At 68.9% G+C, this 26,405-nt stretch carries 26 protein-coding genes; 9 read left to right on the top strand and 17 right to left on the bottom strand.

Translation table 11 applies throughout. From position 1 onward, the window contains the following. Positions 1–92 (top strand): IS3 family transposase (locus H0X91_RS32455; protein ID WP_143280775.1); only part of this gene is annotated, 92 nt, incomplete at its 5' end. 114 nt (positions 93–206) lie between these two features. On the opposite strand, the gene H0X91_RS32450 is transcribed toward H0X91_RS32455, so the two are convergent. Beyond that, the gene (locus H0X91_RS32450) at positions 207–2,657 is read right to left on the bottom strand and encodes an alpha/beta hydrolase fold domain-containing protein (protein ID WP_196433686.1); all 2,451 of its coding nucleotides are present in this window, start codon (positions 2,655–2,657) and stop codon (positions 207–209) included. After that, on the bottom strand, positions 2,644–4,362 hold the full coding sequence (locus H0X91_RS32445) for a GMC family oxidoreductase (RefSeq protein ID WP_006490508.1): 1,719 nt from the start codon (positions 4,360–4,362) through the stop codon (positions 2,644–2,646). The genes H0X91_RS32450 and H0X91_RS32445 overlap by 14 nt, the downstream gene beginning before the upstream one ends. A gap of 263 nt (positions 4,363–4,625) precedes the next feature. On the opposite strand from H0X91_RS32445, the gene H0X91_RS32440 reads away from it, so the two are divergent. Together H0X91_RS32440 and H0X91_RS32435 are read left to right on the top strand one after the other, a co-directional pair. Further along, complete coding sequence (locus tag H0X91_RS32440; RefSeq protein WP_006495651.1) at positions 4,626–5,657, top strand: AraC family transcriptional regulator; 1,032 nt, start codon at positions 4,626–4,628, stop codon at positions 5,655–5,657. A 64-nt stretch (positions 5,658–5,721) separates the two neighbouring features. Beyond that, positions 5,722–6,231 (top strand): GNAT family N-acetyltransferase, encoded by a 510-nt coding sequence (locus tag H0X91_RS32435; protein ID WP_006490509.1) that lies wholly within the window; start codon positions 5,722–5,724, stop codon positions 6,229–6,231. Positions 6,232–6,248: 17 nt separating this feature from the next. On the opposite strand, the gene H0X91_RS32430 is transcribed toward H0X91_RS32435, so the two are convergent. The 3 genes from H0X91_RS32430 to H0X91_RS32425 all read right to left on the bottom strand — a co-directional run bounded on the left by H0X91_RS32430 (position 6,249) and on the right by H0X91_RS32425 (position 8,253). Further along, positions 6,249–7,202 carry a hypothetical protein gene (locus H0X91_RS32430; RefSeq protein WP_006490492.1) on the bottom strand — a complete coding sequence of 318 codons (954 nt, stop codon included), beginning with the start codon at positions 7,200–7,202 and terminating at the stop codon, positions 6,249–6,251. Positions 7,203–7,260: 58 nt separating this feature from the next. Beyond that, positions 7,261–7,383 carry a hypothetical protein gene (locus tag H0X91_RS35295; RefSeq protein WP_006479692.1) on the bottom strand — a complete coding sequence of 41 codons (123 nt, stop codon included), beginning with the start codon at positions 7,381–7,383 and terminating at the stop codon, positions 7,261–7,263. A gap of 414 nt (positions 7,384–7,797) precedes the next feature. Continuing rightward, complete coding sequence (locus H0X91_RS32425) at positions 7,798–8,253, bottom strand: Lrp/AsnC family transcriptional regulator (protein WP_006490496.1); 456 nt, start codon at positions 8,251–8,253, stop codon at positions 7,798–7,800. A gap of 115 nt (positions 8,254–8,368) precedes the next feature. Between H0X91_RS32425 and H0X91_RS32420 the strand changes: the two genes are divergently transcribed. Then, entirely contained in the window at positions 8,369–8,917 is a 549-nt protein-coding gene (locus tag H0X91_RS32420) for an RBBP9/YdeN family alpha/beta hydrolase (RefSeq protein WP_060267634.1), read from the top strand. A gap of 121 nt (positions 8,918–9,038) precedes the next feature. Next, on the top strand, positions 9,039–10,292 hold the full coding sequence (locus H0X91_RS32415) for a YbfB/YjiJ family MFS transporter (protein WP_196433685.1): 1,254 nt from the start codon (positions 9,039–9,041) through the stop codon (positions 10,290–10,292). Positions 10,293–10,303: 11 nt separating this feature from the next. On the opposite strand, the gene hpaC is transcribed toward H0X91_RS32415, so the two are convergent. Continuing rightward, positions 10,304–10,849, bottom strand: a complete 546-nt coding sequence (gene hpaC, locus H0X91_RS32410; RefSeq protein ID WP_006490502.1) for a 4-hydroxyphenylacetate 3-monooxygenase, reductase component — start codon at positions 10,847–10,849, stop codon at positions 10,304–10,306. Between the two features lie 355 nt (positions 10,850–11,204). Between hpaC and H0X91_RS32405 the strand changes: the two genes are divergently transcribed. Further along, complete coding sequence (locus tag H0X91_RS32405) at positions 11,205–11,837, top strand: response regulator transcription factor (RefSeq protein WP_006479687.1); 633 nt, start codon at positions 11,205–11,207, stop codon at positions 11,835–11,837. 12 nt (positions 11,838–11,849) lie between these two features. Here the strand turns inward: H0X91_RS32405 and H0X91_RS32400 are convergent, their stop codons facing one another. The 5 genes from H0X91_RS32400 to H0X91_RS32380 form a co-directional block, all read right to left on the bottom strand. After that, on the bottom strand, positions 11,850–12,593 hold the full coding sequence (locus H0X91_RS32400; RefSeq protein WP_069353065.1) for an SDR family NAD(P)-dependent oxidoreductase: 744 nt from the start codon (positions 12,591–12,593) through the stop codon (positions 11,850–11,852). 59 nt (positions 12,594–12,652) lie between these two features. Beyond that, positions 12,653–13,777: an amidase gene (locus H0X91_RS32395; RefSeq protein WP_196433684.1), complete on the bottom strand. Its 1,125-nt coding sequence runs from the start codon at positions 13,775–13,777 to the stop codon at positions 12,653–12,655. Between the two features lie 31 nt (positions 13,778–13,808). Further along, positions 13,809–14,330 carry a nuclear transport factor 2 family protein gene (locus tag H0X91_RS32390; protein WP_006490491.1) on the bottom strand — a complete coding sequence of 174 codons (522 nt, stop codon included), beginning with the start codon at positions 14,328–14,330 and terminating at the stop codon, positions 13,809–13,811. An 8-nt stretch (positions 14,331–14,338) separates the two neighbouring features. Next, a complete protein-coding gene (locus H0X91_RS32385) occupies positions 14,339–14,716 on the bottom strand; it encodes a hypothetical protein (protein WP_006490490.1) in 378 nt (125 codons plus the stop codon). 102 nt (positions 14,717–14,818) lie between these two features. Next, a complete protein-coding gene (locus tag H0X91_RS32380; RefSeq protein ID WP_196433683.1) occupies positions 14,819–16,012 on the bottom strand; it encodes an acyl-CoA dehydrogenase family protein in 1,194 nt (397 codons plus the stop codon). Positions 16,013–16,161: 149 nt separating this feature from the next. On the opposite strand from H0X91_RS32380, the gene H0X91_RS32375 reads away from it, so the two are divergent. Continuing rightward, positions 16,162–17,715, top strand: a complete 1,554-nt coding sequence (locus H0X91_RS32375; RefSeq protein ID WP_034202739.1) for a sensor histidine kinase — start codon at positions 16,162–16,164, stop codon at positions 17,713–17,715. A gap of 44 nt (positions 17,716–17,759) precedes the next feature. Here H0X91_RS32375 and H0X91_RS32370 read toward each other — a convergent pair whose 3' ends face one another. The 3 genes from H0X91_RS32370 to H0X91_RS32360 form a co-directional block, all read right to left on the bottom strand. Next, positions 17,760–18,146, bottom strand: a complete 387-nt coding sequence (locus tag H0X91_RS32370) for a tautomerase family protein (RefSeq protein ID WP_006493343.1) — start codon at positions 18,144–18,146, stop codon at positions 17,760–17,762. Positions 18,147–18,326: 180 nt separating this feature from the next. After that, entirely contained in the window at positions 18,327–18,830 is a 504-nt protein-coding gene (locus H0X91_RS32365; RefSeq protein ID WP_006495639.1) for an aromatic-ring-hydroxylating dioxygenase subunit beta, read from the bottom strand. Beyond that, positions 18,827–20,110: an aromatic ring-hydroxylating oxygenase subunit alpha gene (locus H0X91_RS32360; RefSeq protein WP_060212748.1), complete on the bottom strand. Its 1,284-nt coding sequence runs from the start codon at positions 20,108–20,110 to the stop codon at positions 18,827–18,829. Before H0X91_RS32360 ends, H0X91_RS32365 begins: the two co-directional genes overlap by 4 nt. A 140-nt stretch (positions 20,111–20,250) precedes the next feature. Between H0X91_RS32360 and H0X91_RS32355 the strand changes: the two genes are divergently transcribed. Continuing rightward, positions 20,251–21,168, top strand: coding sequence for a LysR family transcriptional regulator (locus H0X91_RS32355; protein WP_196433682.1), 918 nt, complete (start codon positions 20,251–20,253; stop codon positions 21,166–21,168). Positions 21,169–21,294: 126 nt separating this feature from the next. On the opposite strand, the gene H0X91_RS32350 is transcribed toward H0X91_RS32355, so the two are convergent. Beyond that, the gene (locus H0X91_RS32350; protein WP_196433681.1) at positions 21,295–22,284 is read right to left on the bottom strand and encodes a PDR/VanB family oxidoreductase; all 990 of its coding nucleotides are present in this window, start codon (positions 22,282–22,284) and stop codon (positions 21,295–21,297) included. A 156-nt stretch (positions 22,285–22,440) separates the two neighbouring features. Next, positions 22,441–23,838: a spinster family MFS transporter gene (locus H0X91_RS32345; RefSeq protein ID WP_058902758.1), complete on the bottom strand. Its 1,398-nt coding sequence runs from the start codon at positions 23,836–23,838 to the stop codon at positions 22,441–22,443. A gap of 418 nt (positions 23,839–24,256) precedes the next feature. Between H0X91_RS32345 and H0X91_RS32340 the strand changes: the two genes are divergently transcribed. Beyond that, on the top strand, positions 24,257–25,375 hold the full coding sequence (locus H0X91_RS32340) for a porin (RefSeq protein ID WP_196433680.1): 1,119 nt from the start codon (positions 24,257–24,259) through the stop codon (positions 25,373–25,375). A gap of 26 nt (positions 25,376–25,401) precedes the next feature. Here H0X91_RS32340 and H0X91_RS32335 read toward each other — a convergent pair. Further along, the coding region (locus H0X91_RS32335) for a LysR family transcriptional regulator (RefSeq protein WP_196433679.1) at positions 25,402–26,405 on the bottom strand (1,004 nt) is incomplete at its 5' end.

Below are 26,405 nucleotides of genomic sequence, written 5' to 3'. Positions count from 1 at the left end.
GCTACATTCACTACTACAACCACGAACGCATCAAGCTGAAATTAAATGGGCTGAGTCCCGTGCAATACAGGACTCAGCCCTTGGCCGCTTAGATTTTAACCGTCCAACTTCGTGGGGTCAGTTCATTTCGCAAGTCGGTGTCGCTTCGTTGCAAGCGGGTGCGACGCTCGGGCCGGCGCCGAGCGTCGTACGTCGCCGCTTCATCGTCATGCCGGCGAGGCGACACGTTTCGCTGCAAACCCCGCCAACGTACGCAACGCGTCCCGCGCCGAGCGCAGATAAAACGCCTGCAGATGAAACACGTGCCAGCGCGCCGCATGAATCTCCAGCCGGCACGGCACGCCGCACGCATGCGCATGCTCCGCGAGCCGCTGCGCATCGGACAGCAGCACTTCCTGGTCGCCGGCCTGGATCAGCATCGGCGGCAAGCCGCGCAGGTCGGTGTCGAGCGGGCCGCGCGCCGCGGCGGACCCCGTGCCGTGATACCAGCGCAGGCCCTGTTCGAGCCAGCCGCGCCGGATCATCGGATCGTCGTGGCGGCGCGAGGCCAGCGTCGCGCCGCCGAGCGCCGGGTCGGTCACGGGCGAGATCAGCAGCAGCGCGGCGGCAGCCGGCTCGCCGCGCTCGCGCAGCGCGATGGCGAGCGCCAGCGCCAGCGCGCCGCCGGCGGAGTCGCCGGCGATCACGATCCGGTGCGGCGCATAGCCCTGCGTGCGCATCGCATCGTAGGCGGCCAGTGCATCGTCGAGCGCGGCCGGGCTCGGATGCTCGGGCGCGAGCCGGTAATCGGGCACCCACACCGGCAGGCCCGCGTCGTTCGCGAGGCGCGTCGTCACGCCGCGATGCGTATGCGGCCCGCCGAGACAAAACGCGCCGCCGTGCAGATAGAGGATCGCGCCACCCGTATCGCCACGCTTCGGCGCGACGACTTCGACGGGCACGCGTTGCGCCGACGTGCGGTAGCGCAGCGTGCCGCCCGCGCCGGGCATCAGCGGCGACAGCAGCGTGACGACGCGGCGCTGCATGCGCGCGCCGAACGGCGGCCCGATCAGCGGCCGGAACGCGACGCGCAGGAATCCGCGCAACGAAGCGGCCGTGAAGGCTTCGAGTCTGCCGGCGGGCGGCGCGACCATCGTGCCGTGCAGCGGCGCGGCCGCCGCGGGCAGCGGTTGCGACAAGCGGTACGCGGACATGCCGGTGAAGCGCGTGATCCACCGGTAGGTCAGCGTGAAGCCCGGCCAGTTCGTGCTGTTGTGTCCCGACGCATCGACGTACCAGCTCTTGCAATTGCTCCATACCGACCCTGCGAGCCGCTGCTGCACGTGCACGTTGAAACGCCGGTAGCGGCGCGCGTCGACGTCGATCTCGCGCGCGCCGTCGCGACGCATCGCATGCACGCAGCGCATCACGTGCGCGATCTGGCTTTCGAGCATGTAGACGATCGAGTTGTGACCGAGGTTGGTGTTCGGGCCGTACAGCATGAAGAAGTTCGGAAAGCCGGGCACGGTGAGCCCGAGATACGCCTGCGCGCCGCGTCGCCACGCATCGTTCAGTTCGAGGCCGCCGCGGCCCGTGATGCGCATCGGCGACAGGAACTCGGTCGCCGCGAACCCGGTGCCGTAGACGATCGCGTCGACGGGATGATGCACGCCGTCGGCGGTTTCGATCCCGTCCTCGGTCACGCGCCGGATCGGCTGCGTGACGAGCTCGACATGGTCGCGGCTCATCGCGGCGAGATAGTCGCTCGACAACAGGATGCGTTTGCAGCCGACCGGATAGTCGGGCGTGAGCCGTGCGCGCAGCGCGGGGTCCGGCACGTCGCGCGCGAGCAGCTTGCGAAACGGCCGGCCGACCGCGACCTTCATCAACCCGTTCAGGCGCGTGAACGCGATCGCGCGCGCTTCGTAGCGCAGGTAGATCGATGCGCGATGCAGTTTCATCGCCGCCGGCAGCCGGCGAAACAGCGCCTTTTCCCACGGGCGATACGCGCGGTCGGGGCGCGGCATCACATAGGCCGGCGAGCGCTGGAACACGGTCAGGCGCCGCACGTCGCCGGCGATCGCCGGAACGAACTGGATCGCCGATGCGCCGGTGCCGACCACGGCGACACGTTTGCCGGCGAGTGCGTAATCGTGATCCCAGTGTGCGGAGTGAAACGCACGGCCGCGAAACGTGTCGATGCCGGGCAGGTCCGGCATGGCGGGGCGGCTCAGCTGGCCGGTGCCGCTGACGAGCAGCGCGGCGCTCAGCGTCGTGCCGTCGCGCAGCGTGACGTGCCACAGCGCGCCGGCTTCGTCGTAGCGTGCGTGTTCGACTTCGGCGCCGAAGCGCAGATATCGCGCGAGGCCGTACTTGCGCGCGCAGTGTTGCAGGTACGCATGAATTTCAGGCTGCGGCGCGAACACGCGCGACCACGCCGGATTGGGCTCGAACGAGAACGAGTACAAGTGCGAAGGCACGTCGCACGCGGCGCCCGGATAGCGGTTGTCGCGCCACACGCCGCCGACGTCGTGCGAGCGTTCGACGATCACGAAATCGTGAATGCCGGCGCGTTGCAGCGCGACCGCCATGCCGATGCCGGCAAAGCCGGCGCCGATGATGATCGCGGCAAGCGGCGTGGCGGCGCCGGCGGAACGGGAAGGATCAGGCGACAGCATGGCGGGTTTCCTCGGGCTGGGCGGTATCGTGCGCGGCGTGGGGTGCAAGGGTAGCGTCGAAATCCGTCGCTGTCCTGACGATTGCTTCGGCATGCGGCTCTACCGCTACGCGGCATACGCCGCGCATCAGGTCGACGGCCTTCTCGGCGATCATGATCGTCGGCGCATTGGTGTTGCCGCCGATGAGCGTCGGCATCACCGATGCATCGACGATGCGCAGCCCTTGCAGGCCATGCACGCGCAGTTGCGGATCGACGACGGCGAGCGCGTCGCGTCCCATCCGGCAGGTGCCGACCGGGTGATAGACGGTGTCGGTGCGCCGCCGCAGCACGTCGCGAATCTCGTCGTCGGTCGTCACGTTCGCGGTGAACAGGTCGCGCGTGGTCCAGCTGGCGAGTGCCGGTGCGTCCATCAGGCGACGCGTGAGGCGGAAGCCCGCGACCATGTCGTCGAGATCGCGCGGATCGTCGAAGAATGCGGGATCGATGCGCGGCGCCGCGAGCGGATCGGCGCCGTTCAGCGTGACCGAGCCGCGGCTGCGCGGCCGCAGCAGGCAGACGTGGCACGACAGCCCGTGACCGGCATGCGGCTTGCGCGCATGGTCGTCGACGAGCGCGACGACGAAATGCAGCTGGATGTCCGGTGCGGCGAGATCGGCACGCGTTTTCAGGAAGCCGCCGCCTTCCGCGAAGTTCGACGTCAGCATCCCGCGCCGTTCGCGGCGAAAGCGCGCGAATTCGCGCAGCATGCGCAGCCCGCCGCGGACGGATACGCCCATCGTGTCGACGCTGCGCGTGCGGTAGCCGAAGATGAAATCCGGATGATCCTGCAGGTTGCGGCCGACGCCCGGCAGGTCCGCCCGTACCGCGATGCCGCGCTGCTGGAGTGCACTGCCCGGGCCGACGCCCGACAGCATCAGCAATTGCGGTGTCTGCAGCGCGCCGGCCGCGAGCACGACTTCGCGCCGCGCGCGCAGCGTGCGGATTTCGCCGTGCTGCCGCACTTCGACGCCGGTTGCGCGCGTGCCGTCGAACAGGATGCGCAGCACCTGCGCATGCGTCTCGACCGTCAGGTTGTCGCGTCGCCCGACGTGCGGCAGCAGGTACGCGCGTGCCGCGCTCCATCGTTCGCCGTGCTTTTGCGTGACCTGGTAGATCCCGATGCCTTCCTGCTGCGCGCCGTTGAAATCGTCGGTGAGCGGCAAGCCGGCCTGTCGCGCGGCTTCCAGATAGCGCGCGTGAAACGGGTTGCCGGTGCGCAGGTCGCTGACCCACAGCGGGCCGTCGCGGCCGTGCCACGCATCGTCGAAGCGCTCGTTGTGTTCGCTCAGGCGAAAGTACGGCAGCACGTCGTCGTATGCCCAGCCTTCGTTGCCGAGCGCGGCCCAGCCGTCGTAATCGACGCGATGGCCGCGGATATAGACCATCGCGTTGATCGCCGACGAACCGCCGAGCGTCCTGCCGCGCGGCTGATAGCCGATGCGCCCGCCGAGCCCCGGCTGCGGCACCGTGTCGAAGGCCCAGTTGTTCAGGCGGGTGGGCATCATCGCGACCGCGCCGGTCGGCACGTTGACGACCGCGCCGTCGCCCCGGCCGCCGGCTTCGAGCACGCAGACGGTCACGGCCGGGTCCTCGGTCAGCCGCCCCGCGACGACGCAGCCGCCCGACCCGCCGCCAACCACGATGTAGTCGAAAGTCCTGCTCATGGAATCGTCTCCTTTCCTCGGTAATCGGTGGGTCACGCGATGCACGTCGGCATGCGGGGACGGGCGGCGCGCCGGTCGGCGAAGCGGGCGGCGGGATCGATCGGGCGACTCGGTCGCATGGTGTCTCCTCCTGGGGCGATGGCGTCGTTCGGGCGACGACCGGATGACGCCGATGGTGCGGGCCGCGTGGGAAAACACCAATGCTGCTTGGGGACAATTGTTTTAGTATTTGGGCCAAATCGGCGCTTCGAGGGTTTCTCCGCATGAGCTTCTGGGATTTCACCCGGAGTCCGGCCAGCGCCCGGCTGCTGGCCGATTTCGGCGACGAACGCGGCGTGCCGCCTGCCACGTTGCTGGCCGGCACCGGCCTCGCGAGCGCGCAGCTCGACGACCCGAAAGTCGAGGTGACGGCCGCGCAGGAACTGCGGCTGACCGGCAATCTGCTGCGCGCGCTCGGCCGGGCGCAGGGCCTCGGGTTCGAGGTCGGGCTGCGTTATCACTTCTCCGCGTACGGCGTGTGGGGCTACGGGCTGATCGCGAGCGCGACCGGGAGCGATGCGCTCGCGCTGGCGATGCGCTTTTTGCCGCTCACGTATGCGTACACCGTCATCACGTACCGCGAGGCCGCTGACACCGGCGTGCTCAACTTCGGCGCGCCGGAACTCGACGCCGACCTGAGCCGGTTCCTCGTCGAGCGCGACATGACGGCCGCGGCCGTGCTGCTGCAGGAAATCGCCAGCGGCGATTTCGCGTTGTCGCGCTTCACGCTGCAGGCCGCGCGTTCGCCGGCGCTTGTCGCGCCGCGCATCGCGGGTATCGAGCCGACGTTCGCGGCGCGTGCGAACAGCCTCGAGTTCGATCGCGCGTTTCTCGACCGGCCGCTGCCGCATGCGAATCCGCTGACGGTGTCGATGTGCGAGCAGATGTGCGGCCAACTCGTCGAAGCGCGGCGTGCACGCGTGGGCACGTCGGAGATGGTGCGCCAGTACCTGAACGCGACGCCGGGCAGCGCGCCGTTCTCGCTCGAGGACATGGCGCGGCTGATGAACACGAGCCCGCGCACGCTCAAGCGCCGGCTTCAGGACGAAGGCACGACGTTTCGCGCGCTGCTCGCGCAGGCGCGCGGCGCGATGGCCGAGACGCTGCTCGCCGATGCGCGGCTGTCGCTCGCGGAGGTGGCCGAGCGGCTCGGTTTCAGCGATCTGTCCAGTTTCTCGCAGGCATTCAAGCGCTGGTACGGCGTACCGCCGGGCGCGTATCGCAGCGCGGCGCGGCGAACGGGCGACCCGCGATGAATCGCGGTACGATCGCTCGTTCGCCTGCCTTGCCTGCTGACATCACCCTCACGAGACCCCCCGCATGATCACGATCCGCCCGATGACCGACGACGATTTCGCACGTTTCTGGCCGACCTACCGCGCCATCGTCGCTGCTCAGGAAACCTACGCATTCGATCCCGAGCCGACGCCCGAAGCGGCACGCGCACTGTGGCTCGACGCGCCGCTCTGTACGTGGATCGCCGAGGAGGACGGCGTGGTGCTCGGCTCGTATTACCTGAAGGCGAATGCGGCCGGGCCGGCCAAGCACGTGAGCAACTGCGGCTACATGGTGAACGAGGCCGCGCGCGGCCGCGGCGTCGCGCGCCTGATGTGCGAGCACTCGCAGCAGGTCGCGCGCGAGCACGGTTTTCTCGCGATGCAGTTCAATTCGGTGGTCGCGACCAACGAGGTCGCGGTCGCGCTGTGGCAGAAGCTGGGATTCGAGATCGTCGGCCGGCTGCCGCGCGCATACCGTCACGCGCGGCTCGGCTTCGTCGACTGCCTCGTGATGTTCAAGTGGCTCGGCGACGCGGCCGCCGCCGAAGCCTGAGTCACCTGCGCGCCGCGTCAGACGGCGAACGCGCCGTCGAACACGATCCGCTCGTCGAGCGCGAGCGTGCCGCGCGCGAAGATCAGGTCCAGATGGTGGCTGCCGTTTTCGCCGCCGCCGAGGCCGAGATGCAGGCCCGGATGGCGTTCCTCGAATCCCGCGTTGCGGCCGTACAGGCCGCGGATGCCGAGGTTCGTGCCGATGCCGAATTCCTCGATCCGCCGGTGATTCGCGTGCCGGTCCAGATAGGTCGAGAAGTCGCGCCGGAAGCCCGCATCGTCGGTGTCGAAATCGACGATCGTGCTGTGTTCGACATGCAGCGTCGCGAGCCGCTCGGCCACCTTGTACTTGATCGCGAACGGCACGGTGCCGAGAAACGTGCCGCTGAACACGACGGTGCCGTTCAGGTCCGTCACGTGCGTCGCGATCTCGCCGGGCACGACGTCGAGGTTGCCCATGCCGTCCACGCTCGTCCATTTCTGGTCCGGCGCGAGCGCGCCCGTCAGCGCGTTGCCGGCTTCGTCGATGAAGCGGATCTGCGACGCGCGCGAGGCCGCCTCGATCAGCCGGCCGTTGCGGGCGGCGATGTCGTCGAGCGATTCGGCGAACGCCTCGTCGAGGTGCGGGCCGTAATCCTTGAATAAAACCGATTTACTCCAGTGTTCGACGATCGCGGGGCGGATCGCGGCGAGGAACGGCGGCCCGCTCGGCGACGGCGTCGGCAGGCACGACGAGTCGTACAGCAGCACGAACAGGTCGGCGTTGTCGAGCGCGACGGCGATGTCGGCGGGCGCGGTGCTTTCGAGGCAGAGGGTGGTCGCGTCGAGCGAATCGGGCAGGGCGGAAAAGGCGCGCAACGCGATGTCGCGGTTGCGGGTGTCATAGCCGACCAGCAGTTTTCCCGATTCGCCGCGGGCCAGCTTGGCGCGCAGCGCCGGGTGAAAACCGAGCGCGCGGTGCAGGTTCAGCATGCGTATCTCCGGAAGCGGCGGAAGGGCCGAGGCCCTTCCGCGAGAACGGGTGGCCCGCTCAGACCGGCCAGAGCGCGGTGCCGAACGGCACCACGGCGTCCTCGACCATCATGTCGACGGCCTCGGGGTGCGTGTCTTCCTGCATCCAGTCAAGCAATTCGATTTGCTGGGTTTCCTGCATGTCAATTCTCCTGTGGTGAACATGAGTGATTCAACATGAAAGCGCGACAAAAAAATTGCCGCTCCTCGTTCGGCATTTTGTGAATCCCGGACAAGTGGCGTCGATATTAGTCTGACGAATTTTCGAATGCAATGCGTTGCCATGTTTTTAGCCGACACGTGCTAAACACGCAGCGTTTGCGCTTCACATACTGGAAAAACCGGATAAAACGGGCGACAGATCACGCATCATTTTTTTAGAGGACGGAATCCGGATCGACGAAATGAATTCGGCTATTTTTAATTCGAATTCAATTGTCCGGATTGCTGCGTTTTATGTCATTGACGAAAGCCGCATACGCATTCGCGTGGCGTTCGAATCCGCGATCGAACCGGTCCGCGATGTCACGCACCGCGCGCGGTTCGCACGCGAGCGTCATCCGAGCAACGCCTTGCCGATCGCCTTGGTCGGTTCGGAGCGCAGCACCAGCGAAGTCGTGACCGCGCCGAAGCGCGCAATCGCGTCGATGAGCGTTTCGAGCTGGCCCGGTGTCGGCACCAGCACCTTCAGCAGAAAGCAATCGTCGCCGGTCATGCGATGGACTTCGATGACATGCGGCATGTCGGCAAACGTGCGCAGCGCCGGTTTGATGTGCTCGTGAGTCGTCTTCAGCCGGATGATGGCCATCATGCCCAGCCCGAGCGCCGCCGGATCGATCCGTGCGCCGTAGCCCGCGATGATGCCGCGTTCTTCGAGCCGCTTGACGCGCTCCGACGTCGCGGGCTGCGACAGCCCGATGCGCCGGCCCACTTCCGACAGCGGCGTTCGCGCGTTGTCCTGCAGGGCCTCGAGGATCGCAAGATCCAGGCGATCCAGTGCTTCGTCCGGCATGACGGTCCTCCGGTACCGTTGATTCATCGGCATTTTGTCTCAATAACCGATGACTTGCCATTCCATGCCGACCGGCGCCCCGTCACACTGCCGGCTTTCGTTGATGGAGGGCGTGATGGAGCAAGCGATCGTGATCGTGCCGGGTATCGGCAATTCGGGACCGGATCATTGGCAGAGTCATTGGGAGGCCGCGTTTCCCCGCGCCGCGCGCATCGCGCCTGCGTCGTGGGATGCGCCCGACCTGGCCGACTGGACGGCGGCGCTGGACGAGGCCGTGGCGAACGCCGGCGCGCCTGCGCTCGTGATTGGTCATTCGCTGGGTTGTCTGTTGTTCGCGCATTGGCATGCCGCGTCGGCGCGCGCGGTGCGCGGCGCGTTTCTCGTCGCCGTGCCGGACCCGGCAGGGCCGCGTTTTCCGGTGGCCGCCGCCGCGTTCGCGAAGCTGCCGCGCGGCCGGTTCGGGCGCGTGCCGGTGCTGGCGATCGCGAGCGCGGACGATCCGTACGATCCGTCCGGGCGAGCGCTCGAATGGGTCACGCAACAGGGCGCGACGCCGCTGCAGCTCGGCGCGCGCGGCCATCTGAACGCGGCTTCCGGGTTGGGGGAATGGCAAGAAGGACGCGCGCTGCTGACGGCGTTTGCAGCCGGGCTCGGGCGAGCGTGATCGTGCGTGCCTGCGCCGGCCGTCGGGTTTTTGTCGCCACCGCACCGGTTCACGGCGGCTCAAGTATGATCGACCGACGGTGGCGCAAGCCCCGCAATCGAACAACGATGGAGACACCCCGATGCGCGCAGTGCCGCAACCGGAGCGTGCCGGCCGCTCGCGGCCGGACGCCGGCGCAACCGATCCCGGCCGCATGGCCGCGTGGCGACTCGCGATCTGCCTGTCGCTCGGCAGCACGATCGCGCTCGGCCTCGCACGCTTTTCATATGCGCTGCTGCTGCCGCCGATGAAAGCCGATCTCGGCTGGACCTTCGCGCAGGCCGGCGCGCTGAACACGGCGAACGCGGCCGGCTACCTGATCGGCGCGCTGGCATTCCCGCTGTTGTCGCGGCGCTGGCGCGCGGGCACGCTGCTCGCGGCCGGCTGCGCACTGACCGCCGTGCTGATGGCCGCGGGCGGGCTCACGTCGGACATGCACGCGCTACTGGCGCAGCGGCTGGCCACAGGTATCGGCAGCGCGTTGATCTTCATCAGCGGTGGTGTGCTGGCCGCGCGGCTCGCGTCCGCGTCGCCGCGCGACGCAGGGCTGCTGCTCGGCCTCTATTACGGCGGCACCGGATGGGGCATCGTCGCGTCGTCGCTGCTCGTGCCGGCCACGCTCGTGCATCGCGTGCACGGCTGGCAGCCCGCGTGGTTCGCACTCGCGACGGCGTGCGTGCTGTTCTCGGCGGTGGCCGTGTCGGCTGCGCGCCGCATCGAGCATGCGCATGCGGCGCCGGTCAGACAGACCGACGGCGCGAAACCGGCGGCGAGCGCGAGCCCGGCCCGCTTCGCGCTCGCGCTGGCCGGCTACGGGCTGTTCGGCGTCGGCTACATCGGCTACATGACGTTCATCGTCGCACTGCTGCGCGGCGCGGGGATGAGCGGCACGGTGGTCGCCGCGTTCTACGTGATGCTCGGGATCGCGACCATCGTGTCGGCGCGGCTGTGGTCGGGGCTGCTCGACCGGATGCGCGGCGGCCAGGCGCTCGCCGTGCTCAACGCGCTGCTCGGCGTCGCGACGCTGATGCCCGCGCTATTCGTGCACCCGGCCGCCGCGTTCGCGTCGGGCCTGCTGTTCGGCGCGACGTTCCTGTCGGCGGTCGCGTCGACGACGGCCTTCGTGCGGCACAACCTGCCGCCCGACGGCTGGGCGAAGGGGATCAGCGCATTCACGACGGTCTTCGCATTCGGGCAGATCGCGGGGCCGGTCGCGATCGGCTGGGTGTCGGACAGCGCGGGGCTCGCGCGCGGGCTCGTGTATTCCGCGCTGACGCTGTTCGCGGGTGCCGCGTTCGCGGCCGGGCAGCGCGCGCTGCGCAGCACGTCCGCGTAGTCAGGCGCCCGTCACCGCACGCAGGCGGTACGCGACACGCGATGAAACGCACGGCTGAAGTAGATGAGGCTGTCGCCGTCGTCGCGCACGCGAATCGACGTCGCCTCGATGAACATCACCGAATGCGAGCCGACTTCCTTCATTTCGGCGATCGTGCCCTGCAGGCTCGCGAGCGCGTCGCGCAGCACCGGCACGTCCTGTTCGCCGCGATCCCACACGGGCAACTGGAAACGCTGTTCCATCGGCAGGTCGGTGAGCCCCGCGAAGTGTCGCGCGAGCAGTTCGTGCTCGGCCGGCAGCACGTTGATGCACACCTGACGGTTGCGCTCGAAGGTCGCGTGCATCGCGCTCGACCGGTTCAGGCACACGAGCAGCGTCGGCGGCGCGTCGGTGACGGAGCATACGGCGCTCGCGGTGATCCCGCAGCGGCCGTGCGGCCCGGCGGTGGTGATCACGTTGACGGCCGCGCCGAGGTGGGCCATCGCCTGGCGGAAGGCCTTCTGCGCGTCGGTCGGTTCGACGCGCGCCGGTCGCTGGATATCGGTCGTGGAAGACATGGGCGCTCCTGGTTGGACGAAAGCGGCGAACGATGCAGCGCGGCGAGCGCGGCGCCGGATCGCCGACGATGACCCAAGCGTACGTCGCGAAAATGCGGCCGACCATTCGCACGATTGGCGATCGGGATGGCGTTGCCGCCAACGCGTCTAAAGGTTCTACCTAGATGCATGCCGCCGCGTGTGAAAAAAACCGCGATTGCGCGTTCGTGCGGCACGTGCAGGGGTTTGCAGCGGGTTTTCGGCTCGTTATGATGTGCCGCACACCCCACAGCGAACGACGCTCGCGACATGCCGGCCACCGGCTTCCCGCGCGGCGCGTGCGATACCGATACCGATATTCAGCGAGACACCCGCGATGACGTCACCCGCACCGATCGTATACATCGTCGACGACGACAGCGGCATGCGGACGTCGCTCGCGTGGCTGCTCGAATCGGTCGGCATCGCGTCCGAAGGATTCGCGAACGCCGCCGACTTTCTCGCGCGCTTCGACGTGAACCTGCCCGCCTGCCTCGTGCTCGACGTGCGGATGCCGGAGAAAAGCGGCTTCGACGTGCAGGCCGAACTGAATGCACGCGGCGCGACGCTGCCGGTGATCTTCGTCAGCGGGCATGGCGACATTCCGATGTCGGTGCGCGCGTTGCAGAACGGCGCGATCGATTTCGTCGAGAAGCCGTACAACTCGCAGCAGATGCTCGAGCGCGTGCAGCGTGCGCTGCGGCTCGCGCAGCAGCGGCACGCGGTGAGCCAGCGCCACCGCGAGCTGCGCCAGCGGCTCGATGCGCTGACCGCGCGCGAGAAGGAAGTGCTGCGCGGCGTCGTGGACGGCAAGGGCAGCAAGCAGATCGCGTCGGATCTGTCGATCAGCGTGAAGACGGTCGACGTGCATCGCGCGAGCATCAAGGAGAAGCTCGGCGCGACGTCGATCGCCGCGCTGGTGCGCGACGTGATGGTCGTATGGGGCGACGACGGCGAATCGTCGCGATGAGGCCCCGCGCGTTCAGCGCATGTACAGCCCGCCGTTGATGTCCCAGCATGCGCCGTTCGCGAAATGCGCGTCGCCCGACGCGAGCAGCACGGCGGCATCCGCGACGAACCCGGCCGACCCGAGCTTGCCGCCCGGCAGGCTCGCGAGCACCTGACGCAGTTTTTCAGGCGCGACGCTTTCGTACACGATCGGCAGATCGAGCGGCCCCGGCGAGATCGCGTTGACGGTTACGCCGTGCGCGGCGAGATCGCGTGCGAACACCTTCGTCAGCGTCAGCGTGCCGCCTTTCGCTGCCGCATAGTGCGCGCCCGTCGCCGAGCCGCCGTTCTGCCCGGCGAGCGATGCGATGTTGACGATGCGGCCCGCGCCGCGCTGCGCGAAGTACTGGCCGAACACCTGGCAGCCGAACAGCACGCTGCGCAGGTTCACGTCGATCACCTGGTCGAACTGCTCGGCGGTGATCTCCATCGCCGGTACGACCTTCGACGCGCCTGCGTTGTTGACGAGCACGTCGATCGTGCCCCAGCGCGCGACGAGCGCATCGCGCGCCGCTTCGAAATCGCGTTTGGACGTGACGTCGAGCGGCAGCGCGATCGCGCGTGCGCCGCTCGGGTCGAGTTCGCGTGCATGCGCGTGAACGGCGTCGGCGGCGATGTCGGCCAGCGCGACGCGATAGCCGGCCGCATGGAAGCGTTCGGCGATGACGGCGCCGAGCCCGCGCGCGGCGCCGGTGACGAGAACGACTCGATCTGACATGGTGTGGAATTCCGTGGTTCGCGGGCGCACGCCGATGGAAGCGGCGCCCGCATCGTGGTTCATGCGGCGAGCGCCGCTTCGAAGTGGGCCGCGATCGCGCAGACCCGCTCGTCCGCGCCTTTGCGACCGACGATCTGCAAGCCGGCCTTCAGCGGTGAACCGGCGAGCGGTAGCGGCAGGCTCAGCGCCGGATGGCCGCTCAGGTTGAACGGCCGGATCAGCGACGACATCGCGATCACCGATACGCCGTCGCGGGCCTGCTGCAGCGTGATCGGCAGCGCGGGCAGCGTCGGCAGCACCAGCACGTCCGCGTGTTGGAGCGCGGCGTCGACCTGCGCGGTGAAGCGTGCGCGCACGGCTTCGGCTTCCGCGAGCGCGGCCGGTGTCGTCGTCGCGGCCATGCGCAGTCGCGCATCGAGATCGGCGCCGAGCCGCCCCGTTTCGACCAGATGGCCGAACGCGCGCGACGTTTCCGCATTGATCACGGTCAGCCCGGCCGCGAACGAGGCCGGCATTTCGTCGAGCACGACCGTGTGCGCGCGCAGGCCCGATGCACGAACGGCCGCATCGAGCGCGGCGGCGATCGCCGGGTCGGCGTCGACGACGAGTTGCGCGACCGTGCAGCCTGCCGCGGCAGCCGTCGCCTGCGCACGATCGAAGCCCGGCGCGATCGCGGCCATCACCGCGACGAGCGTGCGCATCTCGCGTGCGAACGGCCCGACGCAATCGAGCGTCGTGTCGACGGGCGCGACGCCGCGCCGCGACACGCGGCCGAACGTCGGTTTCAGCCCGGCCACGCCGCAGCACGCGGCCGGCCCGCGAATCGAGCCGCCGGTATCGGTGCCGAGCGCCGCATCGACGGCGCCGAGCCCGACGAGCGACGCGGAGCCGCTCGACGAGCCGCCGGGAATGCGCGTGGCATCCTGCGGATTGACGGGCGTGCCCGTGTAGTCGTTGATGCCGGTCATGCCGAACGCGAGTTCGTGCATGTTCGCCTTGCCGGCGATCTGCCAGCCGGCGTCGAGCAGCAGGCGGACCACGTCCGCGTGCTGCGCGGCGGGCGGCGCATCGGCGAGCGCGCGGCTCGCCGCGCGGGTTGGATGGCCTGCGATGTCGATCGTGTCCTTGATCGCGATCGTCGGGCCGGGGCCGCCGAGCGTGAAGGTGTCGATGAAGCCTGTCATGGTCGGTATCGTGCGAAAGCAGCGGGAAACATCAGGACCGTGGCGCGGCGGCGAGCGGCCACGGGCCGTCGAGCACGCGTTCGGTGCGGAAATGGCGGATCAGCCAGGTGGCGCCGTCGGCGGCCGGCGCGAAATCGACGGTCAGCCGCGCGGCGATCAGTTCGGCCGAGCCGTCGGCGTAGCGCGACGCCTGCAGCATGATCCAGCGGCCGCGCGCGCTGGCGCGATCGGCGCCGATCTCGATCGACTCCGACGTCAGGAAGTGCAGGTTCGCCGCGAAATGCGGATCGGGCGGCAGGTAGCGGCCGAGCATCGCGACGATCGCCGCGGGGCCTTCGAGGCGGCCGAACTTCCGCGCGTATTGCGGGCCGATGCCTTCCCACACGGCATCGGCCGTGAACAGGTCGGCGAGCGACGGGCCGGCGCCGGCGTCCGCGGGGACGTCGCACAGCGCCATGTAGCGCGTGAGCGTCGCACGCACCGCGCGCTCGGCATCGAGCGCCGCGACGCGCTGCACGAGCGTGTCGATCGCGGCAGGGGACAGGTCGGTCATCGCGCGCCTCACGCCGCGGGCTTCGCGGCCGGCGGCACGGTCAGCGCGCGGCCCACGCGCGCCTCGATCTTGCCGTAGCGCCACAGGTTGTATTCGCCGACGGGCGTCGTGCGGTACAGGTTGCACACGGCGACCGTCGTGTCGAAATCGGCGACGTCGGCCATGATGTAGAAGGTCCACGGCGCGCCGTCGGCCTGGCCGACCACGAGGCGGTCGTCGTCCATCACGCCGAGCACGCGCACGCCGGGCATCGCTTCGACGGCCGCGAGCATCGCGCCGTACGCCTGCCACACTTCGCCGATCTGCTCGCGCGGCAGGTCGAAGAAATTCTGCGACACGCCGCAGCAGAACAGGACGCGCAGCGGCAGCGGATTCGAATCGGACATATCGGGTTCTCCAGAGAAATCAGGCGGGCGCATGAGCCGGCCGGCGACGGCGCGACCGGTTCGGCTTCATGCGCGTTCATCAAAAGCGTCGGTCGATGCAGGTTACAGATAACCGGGAAACGGTGCGACGCCGGTGAATACCGCGCCCGCGCCGTCAAAATTGCCTTCGGCGAGGAACGCGTGCTGCGTGACGACCATCGCATCGCGCAGCAGCCGCTGCAGCGGATGCGACCGGTAGATCGCCGCCGTGCCGCCGAGGCGGTACGCGCGCTCGACGACGCTCGCGCCTTCGCGGGCGATCTGCGTGGCCGCGAGCCGCAGCAGGCTGACCTGGTCGGGCGTCACCGGGTTGCCCGCGAGGATCGATTGCCACACCGAGTCGGTCGCATCGTAGAAGAACGCGCGCGCCGAGCGCAGTTGCGCCTCGGCCTTCGCGAGCTCGATGCGGAAATACGCGCGATCGGCCAGACGCGGCGCGCCGGTCGTCGTCTGGCGGCCGCCGGACATGCGATTCACGACGTCGAGCGCCGCACGCGCGAGGCCGAGGTTGACGACGGCCAGCACCTGCGCCGCATACGCGACGGTCGGATAGCGGTACAGCGGTTCGTCGACGGTCGGCTCGCCGCCGCGTACGAAGGTCCACGCCTCGGGCACGAAGCGGTCGTTCACGCGCAGGTCGTGGCTGCCGGTGCCCTGCATGCCGACCACGCTCCAGTTCTCGACGATCTCGACCTCGGCGGCGCGGAACACGGCCGTGCGCGGCTTGTTCGGCGCGGCGTCCTGCACACCCGGCACGGCGATGCCGACGCCGAGCCAGTCGGCGCCCTTGCAGCCGCTCGCGAATTTCCACGTGCCGTTCACGCGCCAGCCGCCCGGCGCGTCCTGCGCGGGCTGCACCGGGAACAGGCCGCCCGCGAACACCTGGTCGGGGCCGCCCGCGTACAGCTCGGCCTGGGTCTCGAGCGGCAGCGCGGCGAGGTAGACGTTCGCGGAGCCGAAGCTCGCGACCCACGCGGCCGAACCGTCGGCGGTCGCGATCCGTTCGATCATGTCGAGAAACGCGGTCGGCGCGAGCGCATCGCCGCCGAAGCGGCGCGGCGTGCCCGCGCGATAGATGCCGGCCTGCTTGAACAGTGCGATCACGTCGCGCGGCACGTGCGACAGCCGGTCGAATTCCTCGCGGCGCGCGGCGACGGTTTCGATCACCGCGTCGAGCGGCGACAGCTGCCCGGCCGCGGGACGCGCCGCGGGCGGCGAGGTCGGCGCGGATTCGATGGCGAGAGCGGCTTGCGGCATGAAAGTCTCCTGGGGATGGGGGCGATTCCGGTGTCGGTTGCGGGGGGCAAGACGATGCAACCAGTCTAGAAACGCCGAAAACACGCAGCAATTGGTGCGTTGGGCCGCGCGACTGGTGACGCTCCGTGCCGGCCTAAAGAAATCTTCAGATGCGATCGGCGCGCGCCGGTGCTATGTTGGGTTTCCGGCCGCGCGACGCCGCGCGCCTTCTTCCGAATCCGATCATGAGTTTTCCCGACGAAGACGATTTCCACCGGCTGCTCGACGCGCTGACGACCTGCGTGCTGCTGCACGACGCGCACACCAGGGCAATCGTGTGGGCGAATCGCGCCGCGTGCATCGCGCTCGGCTTTTCGGTCGAGGAACTGCTGCCGCTGAAGGCGCCGGACATGACGCGTCCCGAGCCGAAGTACCGCCGCGAGATCGCGGTGAGCGCATGGGATCGCGCGCTCGTCGACGGGCCGCAGGTGTACGAGTGGTGCTATCGCTCGCGTACCGGCGTCGACATGCTGTCCGAGGCCACCGCGACCTACGTGCCGCTGCGCGGGCGCGACGTCGTGATGGTGCAGTTCCGCGACATCAGCGCGGAGGAGGCGGTCCGCCAGCAGTTGCGCCGCTACGAGGCGCGGCTGCGCGAGTTCATGCAGGATCTCGACGAAGGCATCGCGGTCGTGACGCCGCACGGCGGCGTGCAGTTCATCAGCGAGTCGGGCCGCCGCGTGCTCGGGCTCGCACCCGACGAGCCGCTCGGCGCGGTGCTCGACTACTGCTCCTCGACCGATCGCGACCGGCTCGTCGCGCAGTTGCGCGACGCACCGTCGGCGCACCCGTCCGCACCGCAACGCTACCGGATCGTGCGGCGCGATGGCTCGGCATGCTGGCTGCGCATCCTGTGCCGGCAGGTCGAGATCGAGGACGATCTCGACGGGCTGCTCGTGCAGTTCCGCGACGTGAGCGACGAAGTCGCGATCGAGGACGCGCGGCGCGCCGAAGCGCGCATGCTCGAATACGCGGGCCGTTACAACGCGATGGGCGAGATGGCGACCGTGATCGCGCACGAGTTGAGCCAGCCGCTCGCGGCCGTGCGCAATTTCATCGAAGGCGCGGTGCGGCGGCTGAACGGCGACGGCGCCGTCGACGACGCGATCTGGGGGCTGCGCAGCGCGGACCGGCAGGCCGAGCATGCGGCGCTGATCATCAAGAGCGTGCGCGAATTCATCGTGAAGCGCGAGCCGGTCGTCGCGCGGGCCGACCTGCGCGACATCCTCGCGGACGTCGCGTACTTCATCGAGCTGCGCGCGAAGGAGGCCGGCGTGACGGTTGCGATCGTGCAGGCCGACGCACCGCTGCCGATCCGCTGCGAACGCGTGCTGATCGGGCAGGTGATCCTGAATCTCGCGTTCAATGCGATCGAGGCATTCGCCAGTTGCGAGCGGCTGCCGCGCACGCTGACGCTCGGCACCGCGAACGTGGCCGGCCACGCGGAGTTGCGTGCGATCGACAATGGCCCGGGCATCGAGGCCGGCGCGCACGACCGGCTGTTCGACGGCTTCTCGTCGTCGAAGGCCGGCGGCAACGGGATCGGCTTGTCGCTGTGCAAGAGCATCGTCACGCGCCACGGCGGGCGGATCGCCGCGAGCCCGGCCGCAGGCGGCGGGCTCGACTGCCGCGTGACGCTGCCGCTCGCCGACGCGCCCGCCTAGCGGCTGCGCGGCGTCACGACGGGGCAGCGGCGCGCGGCGCATGGTCAGCGCCCCAGCGCCCGCGCGGTCTGGCCGCCGATGCCGAAGTCCGTGTTCGGAATGTCCTTGATGATCACGCGCGTCGCCTGCAGCGGCGCGTCGAGCACGTGCGCGCCCGCGTCGGACAGCGCGGCGATCAGCGCGCGCTTCTGTTCGTCGGTGCGGCCGGCGATCAGGATCGCGACGATCACCGGCAGCGACGGCGGCGCGCCGTCCGCGGCGCTGCGGCCGCCGAGGCCGATATGCGTCGCCGGCAGCTCGGTGAGCAACACGCGCACCGATTCGATCGGTGCGCCGATCGCGTCGACGGTCGCACCGGTCAGCCTGGCGATCAGTTCGGCCTTGCGCGCGGCATCGTGGCCGGCCGGCAGGAAAACTTCGAGTGTGGGCATGGTCGTCCGGAAAGGTGAAGGTGACCGGCTCACCGTTGCGCAGGCGATGGCGAACCGGTGGGCCGCGCAAAGGTGAAGGTGACCGGCTCACCTTTGCGTTGGCGGCGGCGAACCGGCAGCCGCTCACAGGTGAAGGTGCCCGGTTCACCATTGCGTTGGCGACGTTGAACCGGTCAGGGCTTACAGCAGGAAGCCGATGGCGCTCAGCGCTTCGGTCGAGTCGATCAGGCGCACGACTTTCTCCGCGATCCGCATCTCGCCGTCGGCATCGACGTGCAGCTTGTGCGTGACGTCGGCCGCGAACAGCGTCGCGACGCCGCGCTTGTACGCGACGACGACCTGCGCCGATTTCAGCTCGACGGTATCGGCGCTGCCGCTCTCCAGCGTGAAGCGCGACACGGTGCGCACCGTGCGCGCCGCGTCGGTCGCCGACGCCGAATAGCCGGACACCATCCGCTGCACGCGCTTCTCGCGCATGTCCTGGTCGTCGAACACGTAGTTCAGCGTCGCCGCGAAATCGGTCGTGTCGGGATCGATCGGCACCACGTAGTGCCCGGACCGGTCCCACAGGTCGAGCCACGCGCGGTAGTCGCGGCGGTCGAGCATCTCGGCTTCGCGCCACACGAATTCGACCGCGCGGGCGAAGGTCTGCTCGGAAAAGAGGGCGTTGCGGTCGTCCATCATTGTTGCTCCATCATCTTGCGCCATTGCTGGTAGGCCTCGCGCATGCCGGTTTCGTCGGTCGCATGCGCGGTCTTTTCGCCGTTCGCGGCGGTCGTCTCCCGGTTCAGCCCGCGATTCACGAGGATCGGTACGTCGGGGCCCGCGTGCGCGCCGCGCTGCACGCGCTCCCAGGCTTCCGCGTCGTCGGGGCTGCCGAAGCCGAACGGGCCCTGGAAGTGCTCGTGGATGCGCAGCCGCTCGCGGTTCGCTTCGTCGGGGCCGCCGTCCATCGCGAGCGCGACGTGGCGGATCTCCGTTTCGTTCGCGGAGATCGGCCGCAGCACGCGGAAGAACGCCATCGACAGCGCCAGGTTCGGGAACAGGTTCAGGTTGAAGCCGACGCCCATCAGCGAGCGCACGATGCGGCGCACTTCGTCCGGCGCATGGCGCTCGGCGAGCTTCGCGGCGAGCGGCGCGAAACGCTCGGGCAGCGGCGCGCCGTCGTCCTCGTCGAGATCGATCAACTCCGGCATCAGCACCGCGAGGCTGTGGCCGTTGCCGAGCCCGCGGCAGAACGCGTGCTCGCTCGTCATGAAGCTCGTGATCGCGGCGGCCGTCTCGTCGTCGATCGACTTCATCCACGACTTGTGCACGACCGGGAAGTGATAGAGGTCGGTGGTGTTCTCGAGCTGGATCTTCCAGTTGCCCTTGAACTTGAACTTGTGTTCGCCGTTCGCCTTGATCGGGTAGCCGGCGCCCTGTTTCATGAACAGGTCGATCCACGGCTTCGCGCCGCCGAGGAAATCCTCGAGCGGTTCGATCGCATCGTTGAAGCTCGCGAAGATCAGCCCCTGGTACACGCCGACGCGCAGCTTCACGAGCGGCAGGTCGCCTTTGTCGCACACGCCTTCGTAGCCGTCGCCGTACGGCAGCGCGCGCAGCGTGCCGTCGAGCGCGTACGACCAGCTGTGATACGGGCACGTGAAGCCCTTCGCGTTGCCCTTGTGCGATTCGCACACGGTCGCGCCGCGATGGCGGCAGCGGTTCTGCAGCACGTTGATCTCGCCGGTCTTGTCGCGCACGACGATCACCGGCTGGCGGCCGATCGTCGTCGTGATGAAGTCGCCCGGGTTCGGCAGTTCGCTGGCGTGCGCGACCCAGATCCAGGTGCGGTAGAAGATGCGGTCGAGTTCGGCTTCGAACAGCGCGGGATCGTGATACATCGCGGGCGCGATGCGGTCGGGCTGCGCGAGACCATGCAACGCGCGGGTGTCGATCGTCTGGTAGGCAATGTCGCTCATCGTCGTCGTGGGGAAAGAGTCGCGAAAATCGGGCCGCGCCGTGCGCAGCGTCCAGGGACCAGTCTCGTCTTCTGCTACATATCGGTCAAATTGATCTAAAATCGATGATCAAATAAATACGGCAAATGATGGAGGTCACGATGACGTCGGTCGATCATCTCGATCTGAACCTGTTGCGCGTTTTCCAGGCGATCGTCGAGGAACGCAGCCTGACGAAGGCCGGCGAGCGGCTCGCGCTGTCGCAGCCGGCCGTCAGCTATTCGCTCGGCCGGCTGCGCACGCTGTTCGACGATCCGCTGTTCGTGCGGACGCGTTTGGGCATGCAGCCGACGCCGGTCGCGCTGGAACTCGCCGGCATCGTCGGCAAGGCGCTCGACATGGTCCGCGTCGCGCTGCGCTATGCGGAGCGCTTCGATCCGGCCGCCAGCACGCGCACGTTCCGGCTGTCGCTGTCGGATGCGGGCGAGATGGCGTACCTGCCGGCGATCTGCCAGGCGCTGCGCGAGCGCGCGCCGCGCGTGACGCTCAGCGTGCAGCCGCTGCCGGTGGAGGAGATCGAGGAGGCGCTGCGCGCGAGCCGGCTCGATTTCGCGATCGGCAACCTGCCGGAGCTGATGCCGCGCACGCGCCACCAGTTGCTGTTCGAGGAAACCTACGTGTGCATGACGGGGCGCCGGCGCGGGCTGCCGGCGGCCGCCGCGCTGAGCCTCGACCAGTTCGTGCGCGCCGCGCACGTCAACGTGAAATCGGTCGAGCACAGCCACCACGCGCTCGACGACGCGTTGCGCGCGCAGGGCGTGGGCCGCAACATCGCGCTCGAGGTGCCGCACTTCGTCGCGCTGCCGAGCGTGCTGTCGGTCACCGATCTGTATGCGACGCTGCCGAAGCGGCTCGCGCAGATCCTGAACCGCGACAACGCATTTCGCCTGTATGAACTGCCGGTCACGTTGCCGCCCGCGCCGGTGGCGATGCACTGGCACGAGCATTTCCACGAGGACGAAGGCAACGCGTGGATGCGCGCGCTGCTCGCCGAGATCGTCGAGCGCTTCGACGAGTGACGCTCGGGTGGTGCGCGATGGGCGGCCGAGGGGGCGCGCCGGTGTCGGCCTGCATCGGCTTCCAGCGCATCGGTGCATCGGCCCGTCGCTGGATCGGCGCCGCGGCATGTCGGCGCGCCCGACGTGTCAGAGATCGAGCACCAGCACGGTGGAACGTGCGCGCGACACGCAGCAGCAGATCACCGTATTGCTCGCGCGCTCGGCCTTGCTCAGGCAGTGGTCGCGATGATCGGGCTCGCCGTCGATGACCGGCACCATGCAGGTGCCGCACACGCCTTCGCCGCATGACGTGTCGACCTCGATGCCGATCGTCGCGAGTGCGTCGACGATCGACGTATCGGGGGCGACGCGCACCGACTGGCCGCTGCGGTGCAGGCGCACTTCGAAGCCACCGGCCGGGCCCGAACCGGCTTCGGCATTGCCCGCATCCGCGGCGACGGGTTCCGCCGCGAAGCGTTCGAGATGAATCGCGTCTTCCGGGATTCGCGTGGCCGCGGCCGCGACGACGGCATCCATGAACGGCCCGGGGCCGCACGTATAGACGTGCGCCGTCGGGTCGATCGATTCCATGCAACGGCCGAGTGCGGCCGCGAGCGCATCGGGCTCGACGCCGTAATGGAACGTCACGTGCGCTGCGAACGGCCCGGCCGACAGTTCGTCGACGAAGGCGGCATGGTCGCGGCTGCGCGCGAAATAGTGCAGTCGATAACGCGCGCCGCGCTTGTGCAGCGCATACGCCATCGACAGCAGCGGCGTGATGCCGATGCCGGCCGCGACGAGCACGTGCTCGCTCGCGTCATCAGTCAGACGAAACAGGTTGCGCGGGGTGCCGATCGACAACTCGGCGCCGACGCTCACGTCGTCGTGCAGCGAACGCGAGCCGCCGCGCGACCGCGCTTCCTTCTTCACCGCGAACAGGTAGCTGCCGCGCTCGTCGGGGTTGCCGCACAGCGAGTATTGCCGCGTGATGCCGGACGGCGCGGTGACGTCGATATGGGCGCCCGGTTCGTACGCGTCGAACGGCTGGCCGTCGACGCGCGAGACCCGGAAACAGCGGATGTCCTGCGCCGCGTCGATCAGCGCGTCGATCCGGACCTGGTGGCGGTTCGCTTGCATGGGAAATTCCGTGGGATAGAGGAAAGCGGCGCGGCAGAGCCCGCGCCTTCATGCGATCGAGAATAGGGACGGGCATCGCATAAATCAAATCGATTAAAAAGCGATGCCTGAATCAGCCGGATGGATAATACTCGGGCGCGCGGTCGTGCCCGGCGTTCAGCGCGCGGCAATCGCGTCGCCAGCGCCGGCGGCCTGCGGCGTCGCGGCCGACGTGTGACCGCGTTCTCGGTCGAGGCTGCGGCGATAGTGCCGGCAGCCGACCGCGAGCAGCAGCGCGGCGAGCGTGGCCGCCGCGACGTTGACGATCGACATCGAATGGCCGACCGCGGCCGGCGCGCCGAACACGCGATCGGTGAACAGCGCGACGACGGTCGTACCGATGCCGAGCGCGATCAGGTTCGACACGAGCAGGAACAACGCGGAGATCTGCGCGCGCATCTGGTTCGGCGCGAGCGTTTGCATCGCGGCGGTCGAGGTCGGCATCGGGAACGACGCGAAGAACATCGCGACGACCAGCATCGCGAGCGATGCGGGCAGGCTATCGAGCTGCGTGAACAGCGTCGCGGGGATCGCCATGCACGCGGCGCCGATCGCACCGGCGCGCATCGGCGCATCGCCGCGACCGCGCCGCAGCAGCCAGTCGTTGAGCCAGCCGCCGCAGAACACGCCGGCGGTGTTGGCGACCAGCAGCACGATGCCGAGCGTGTAGCCGGCTTCGACGGCCGTCATCCCGAAGCGGCGGATATAGAACGCGGGCGTCCAGCTCAGCAGGCAGTACAGCGCCATCGCGTAGAACGAGAAGCCGAGGTAGTGGCACGAGAAGGTCGCGCGGTGCGTGCCGACGAAGCGCAGCGAATCGCGCATCGACACGCGCCGCACGGCGCCCGAGCGATCCTGCGCGAGCCCCTTGCGCTGCGGATCGCGCACGGTCGCGGCGAACAGCAGCGCGACGAGGATGCCCGGCAGCCCGACGATCAGGAACGTGACCTGCCACGCATGCACCTGTCCGACCACCGGCAGCGTGAACGCGCTCGCATGCTTGAGCAGCGCGATCACGTAGCCGCCGATCAGGAACGCGATGCCGCCGCCGATGAACGAGCCGAGCGAATACACGGCGACCGCGCGCCCGAGCTTCTCCTTCGGGAAGTAGTCGGCGAGCATCGAATACGCGCCGGGCGACAGCGCGGCCTCGCCGACGCCGACGCCCATCCGCGCGACGAACATGTGAACGAAGTGCTGGCTGAGCCCGCACGCAGCGGTCGCGACGCTCCACAGCGCGATGCCGAGCGAGATGATGCGCGGGCGCGCATAGCGGTCGGCGAGATATGCGACGGGCAGCCCCATCACCGCATAGAACAGCGAAAACGCGAAGCCGTTGAGCAGGCTGAACTGCGTATCGGACAGGTGTAGGTCGCGCTTGATCGGTTCGATCATCAGCACGAGGACTTGCCGGTCGACGAACGAAAAGATGTACGCGAGCATGCAGATGACGACGACATACCATTCGTACGTATAGCGCTTGCCGTCGGCAGCGCGGGCCGTGGATGCGGACATGCGGGTTCTCCAGGAGCGGGCGGTGGGAAAGCGCGGCATCGGCCTGGCGGGCCGGGCGCGGTCGCGGCGCGAAAGCGTGCGGGTGACACGATCGACACGATCGGAGAGCAGCGTAGTCGGCCAAATTCGGCCGCCATAGCCGGAGTGACAGCCGCGCCACACGGACATTTACCGACCCGGATAAAGAAAACACCGAGACCGTGCGCACGGGCCGCCGTGCAGCGCGCGTGCGGCGGGGTCCGCGCGCGTCATGTGGCGCATCTATAAGCGTTATAGAGCGCATTGCGTCGACGTCCGAAATTGTCGTTCCTAGACTCGGCCCGGTTTTTATCGGCAGCGTTCGCATCTGAAAGCGAACGCGCTTCACATCAAGCGGCGCGATGCCGACAGGCGCCGCAACTTCTACGGGACGACGCAGATGAACCATCCGAACGGGCGGGCCGACCGGCTTGCCGTACCGCTTGCCGCGCTGCTCGCATGCATCGCGCTGCCGGCCGTCGCGCAATCGAGCGTGACGCTCTACGGCCGCATCGACACCGCGATCGAATACGCGAACGCCGGGCCGAACCACGTGACGCGCATGGGCAGCGGCAACCTGTGGGCGTCGCAGTGGGGGCTGAAGGGCGTCGAGGATCTCGGCGGCGGCTACGCGACGATCTTCAAGCTGGAGGACGGTTTCAACGCGGCGAGCGGCGCGTTGTCGAACAGCAGCGCGCTGTTCGGCCGCGAAGCGTGGGTCGGCATCACCGGGCCGTTCGGCGGCGTGCAGTTCGGCGAGCTCTACACGATCCTGCATACGACGCTCGTCACGTACAGCCTGCCGGGGCTCGGCGCGGGGCTCGCCTGGGGCAACGCGACCAACAATTTCGTCGGGTCCGCGTTCCTGCGCGTGCGCAACTCGATGCGCTACACGTCGCCGCGCTACGCGGGCTTCATGCTGCGCGCGATGGCTGCACGCGGCGCCAACGGCGCGGCCGGGCAGCCGGCGACGCTCGGCGATACGTACGGCGCCGGCATCAATTACGTGCGCGGCGGCTTGTCGGTCGACGTCGACTACATGCAGCAGAAGTTCAGTCCGGTCGCGTCGTCCACGCTCGGCAGCACGAGCCCGGCCGCGAACGGCAACTACACGCTCGGCGCGATTTCGTACGACTTCAGCGTCGTGAAAGTGGCCGCGCTGTACCTGCGCCATCGCGGCGGCCCCGATGTGGCGACCGCGATCGACGGCCAGAGCGCGTATCCGCACAGCGACATCATGGAACTCAGCGCGACGGTGCCGATCGGGCGCGCGTCGCTGCTGCTGAGCATCGGCCATTACCGGAAGGTGGCCGACAGCGACGGCAACGCCGATTCGTACGGCATCCGCTTCGACTATCCGCTGTCGAAGCGCACGGTGCTGTACACGGGCGCCGCGATGGTGCGCAACGGCGCGCATGCGCGCTTCGTCGTCAACGGCGCGGCGGGCGGCGGCGTGGCGGTGGCGAAGCCGGGCGCGACCGCCAGCTCGCTCGTCGCGGGCATCCTCACGTCGTTCTGAGCGTTGCGGCGGCCCCGCGTGCGCCGCTATGCGCAGGCGGGCGGCTGCGGCGCGAGCCATGCGTCGAACGGCGCCTGCTCGCCGATATTGAACAGTTCGAGCAGCAGCGCCCGCAGCCAGCGATGGCCGGGGTCCGCGTCGAAGCGGCGGTGCCAGTACGCATTGACGGCCCATTCGCCGGCGCCGGCGATCTCGTACAGCACGCACGGCTGGCGTGCCGCGAACGTGATCGCGATCGTCTCCGGCAGGATCAGCGCGTAATCGCCGCCCTGCAGCAGGGCAGGCACCACCAGAAAATCGGGCAGCGCCGCGCGCACGCGCGGCATCAGCTCGTGCCGTTCGAGCAGTTGCATCGATTGCGGATGCGACGTGACCGCGACGAAGCGCAACGCATCGGGCGCCGTGCCGTCGAGCACGAAATCGTCGGGCAGCCCGACGCGCTGCGCGGTGCGGCGCGGCATCAGCAGCACGCAGCGCTCGTGCAGCAGCGCGGTGCGCTGGAAGTGGCTCGACGCATCGGCGAAATGCCCGAGCGCGAAGTCGATGCGCCCCGATTCGAGCGCGACGTTGAGCTGGCATTCGTCGACGTGCAGTGTCTCGATCACGGCGCCCGGCGCGCGCCGGTCGAACGCGGCGAGCAGCGTCGGCAGGAACGCGCTCGCCGCGAAATCGCTCATGTGCAGGCGGAACACGCGCTGCGTGCTGTCGGGCGCGAAGCGCGAGCCTTCGTCGAGCACGTCCTGCAGGATCGCGAGCGCCTTGTCGACCGAGATCGCGAGCCGTTGCGCACGCGGGGTCGGCTCGACGCCGGTGCCGGTGCGCACGAACAGCGCGTCGCGGAACATCAGCCGCAGCCGGCCGAGCGCGTAGCTGACGGACGGCTGCGTGACGCCGAGCCGCAGCGCCGCGCGGCCGACGTGCCGCTCCTCGTACACCGCGCGAAACGTCTTCAACAGGTTGAGATCGAGATCCTGCACGCGCAGGCCGTCGGACGCGTCGCCGTCGTGCGGCGCGTCCGACGGCCTGCGCG

It is taken from the genome of Burkholderia sp. 9777_1386, from assembly GCF_015712265.1.
Classification (GTDB): Bacteria; Pseudomonadota; Gammaproteobacteria; order Burkholderiales; family Burkholderiaceae; genus Burkholderia; species Burkholderia cenocepacia.
Note: the sequence above shows the minus strand (reverse complement) of the source record. Positions and strands in the feature narration are given on the sequence as shown.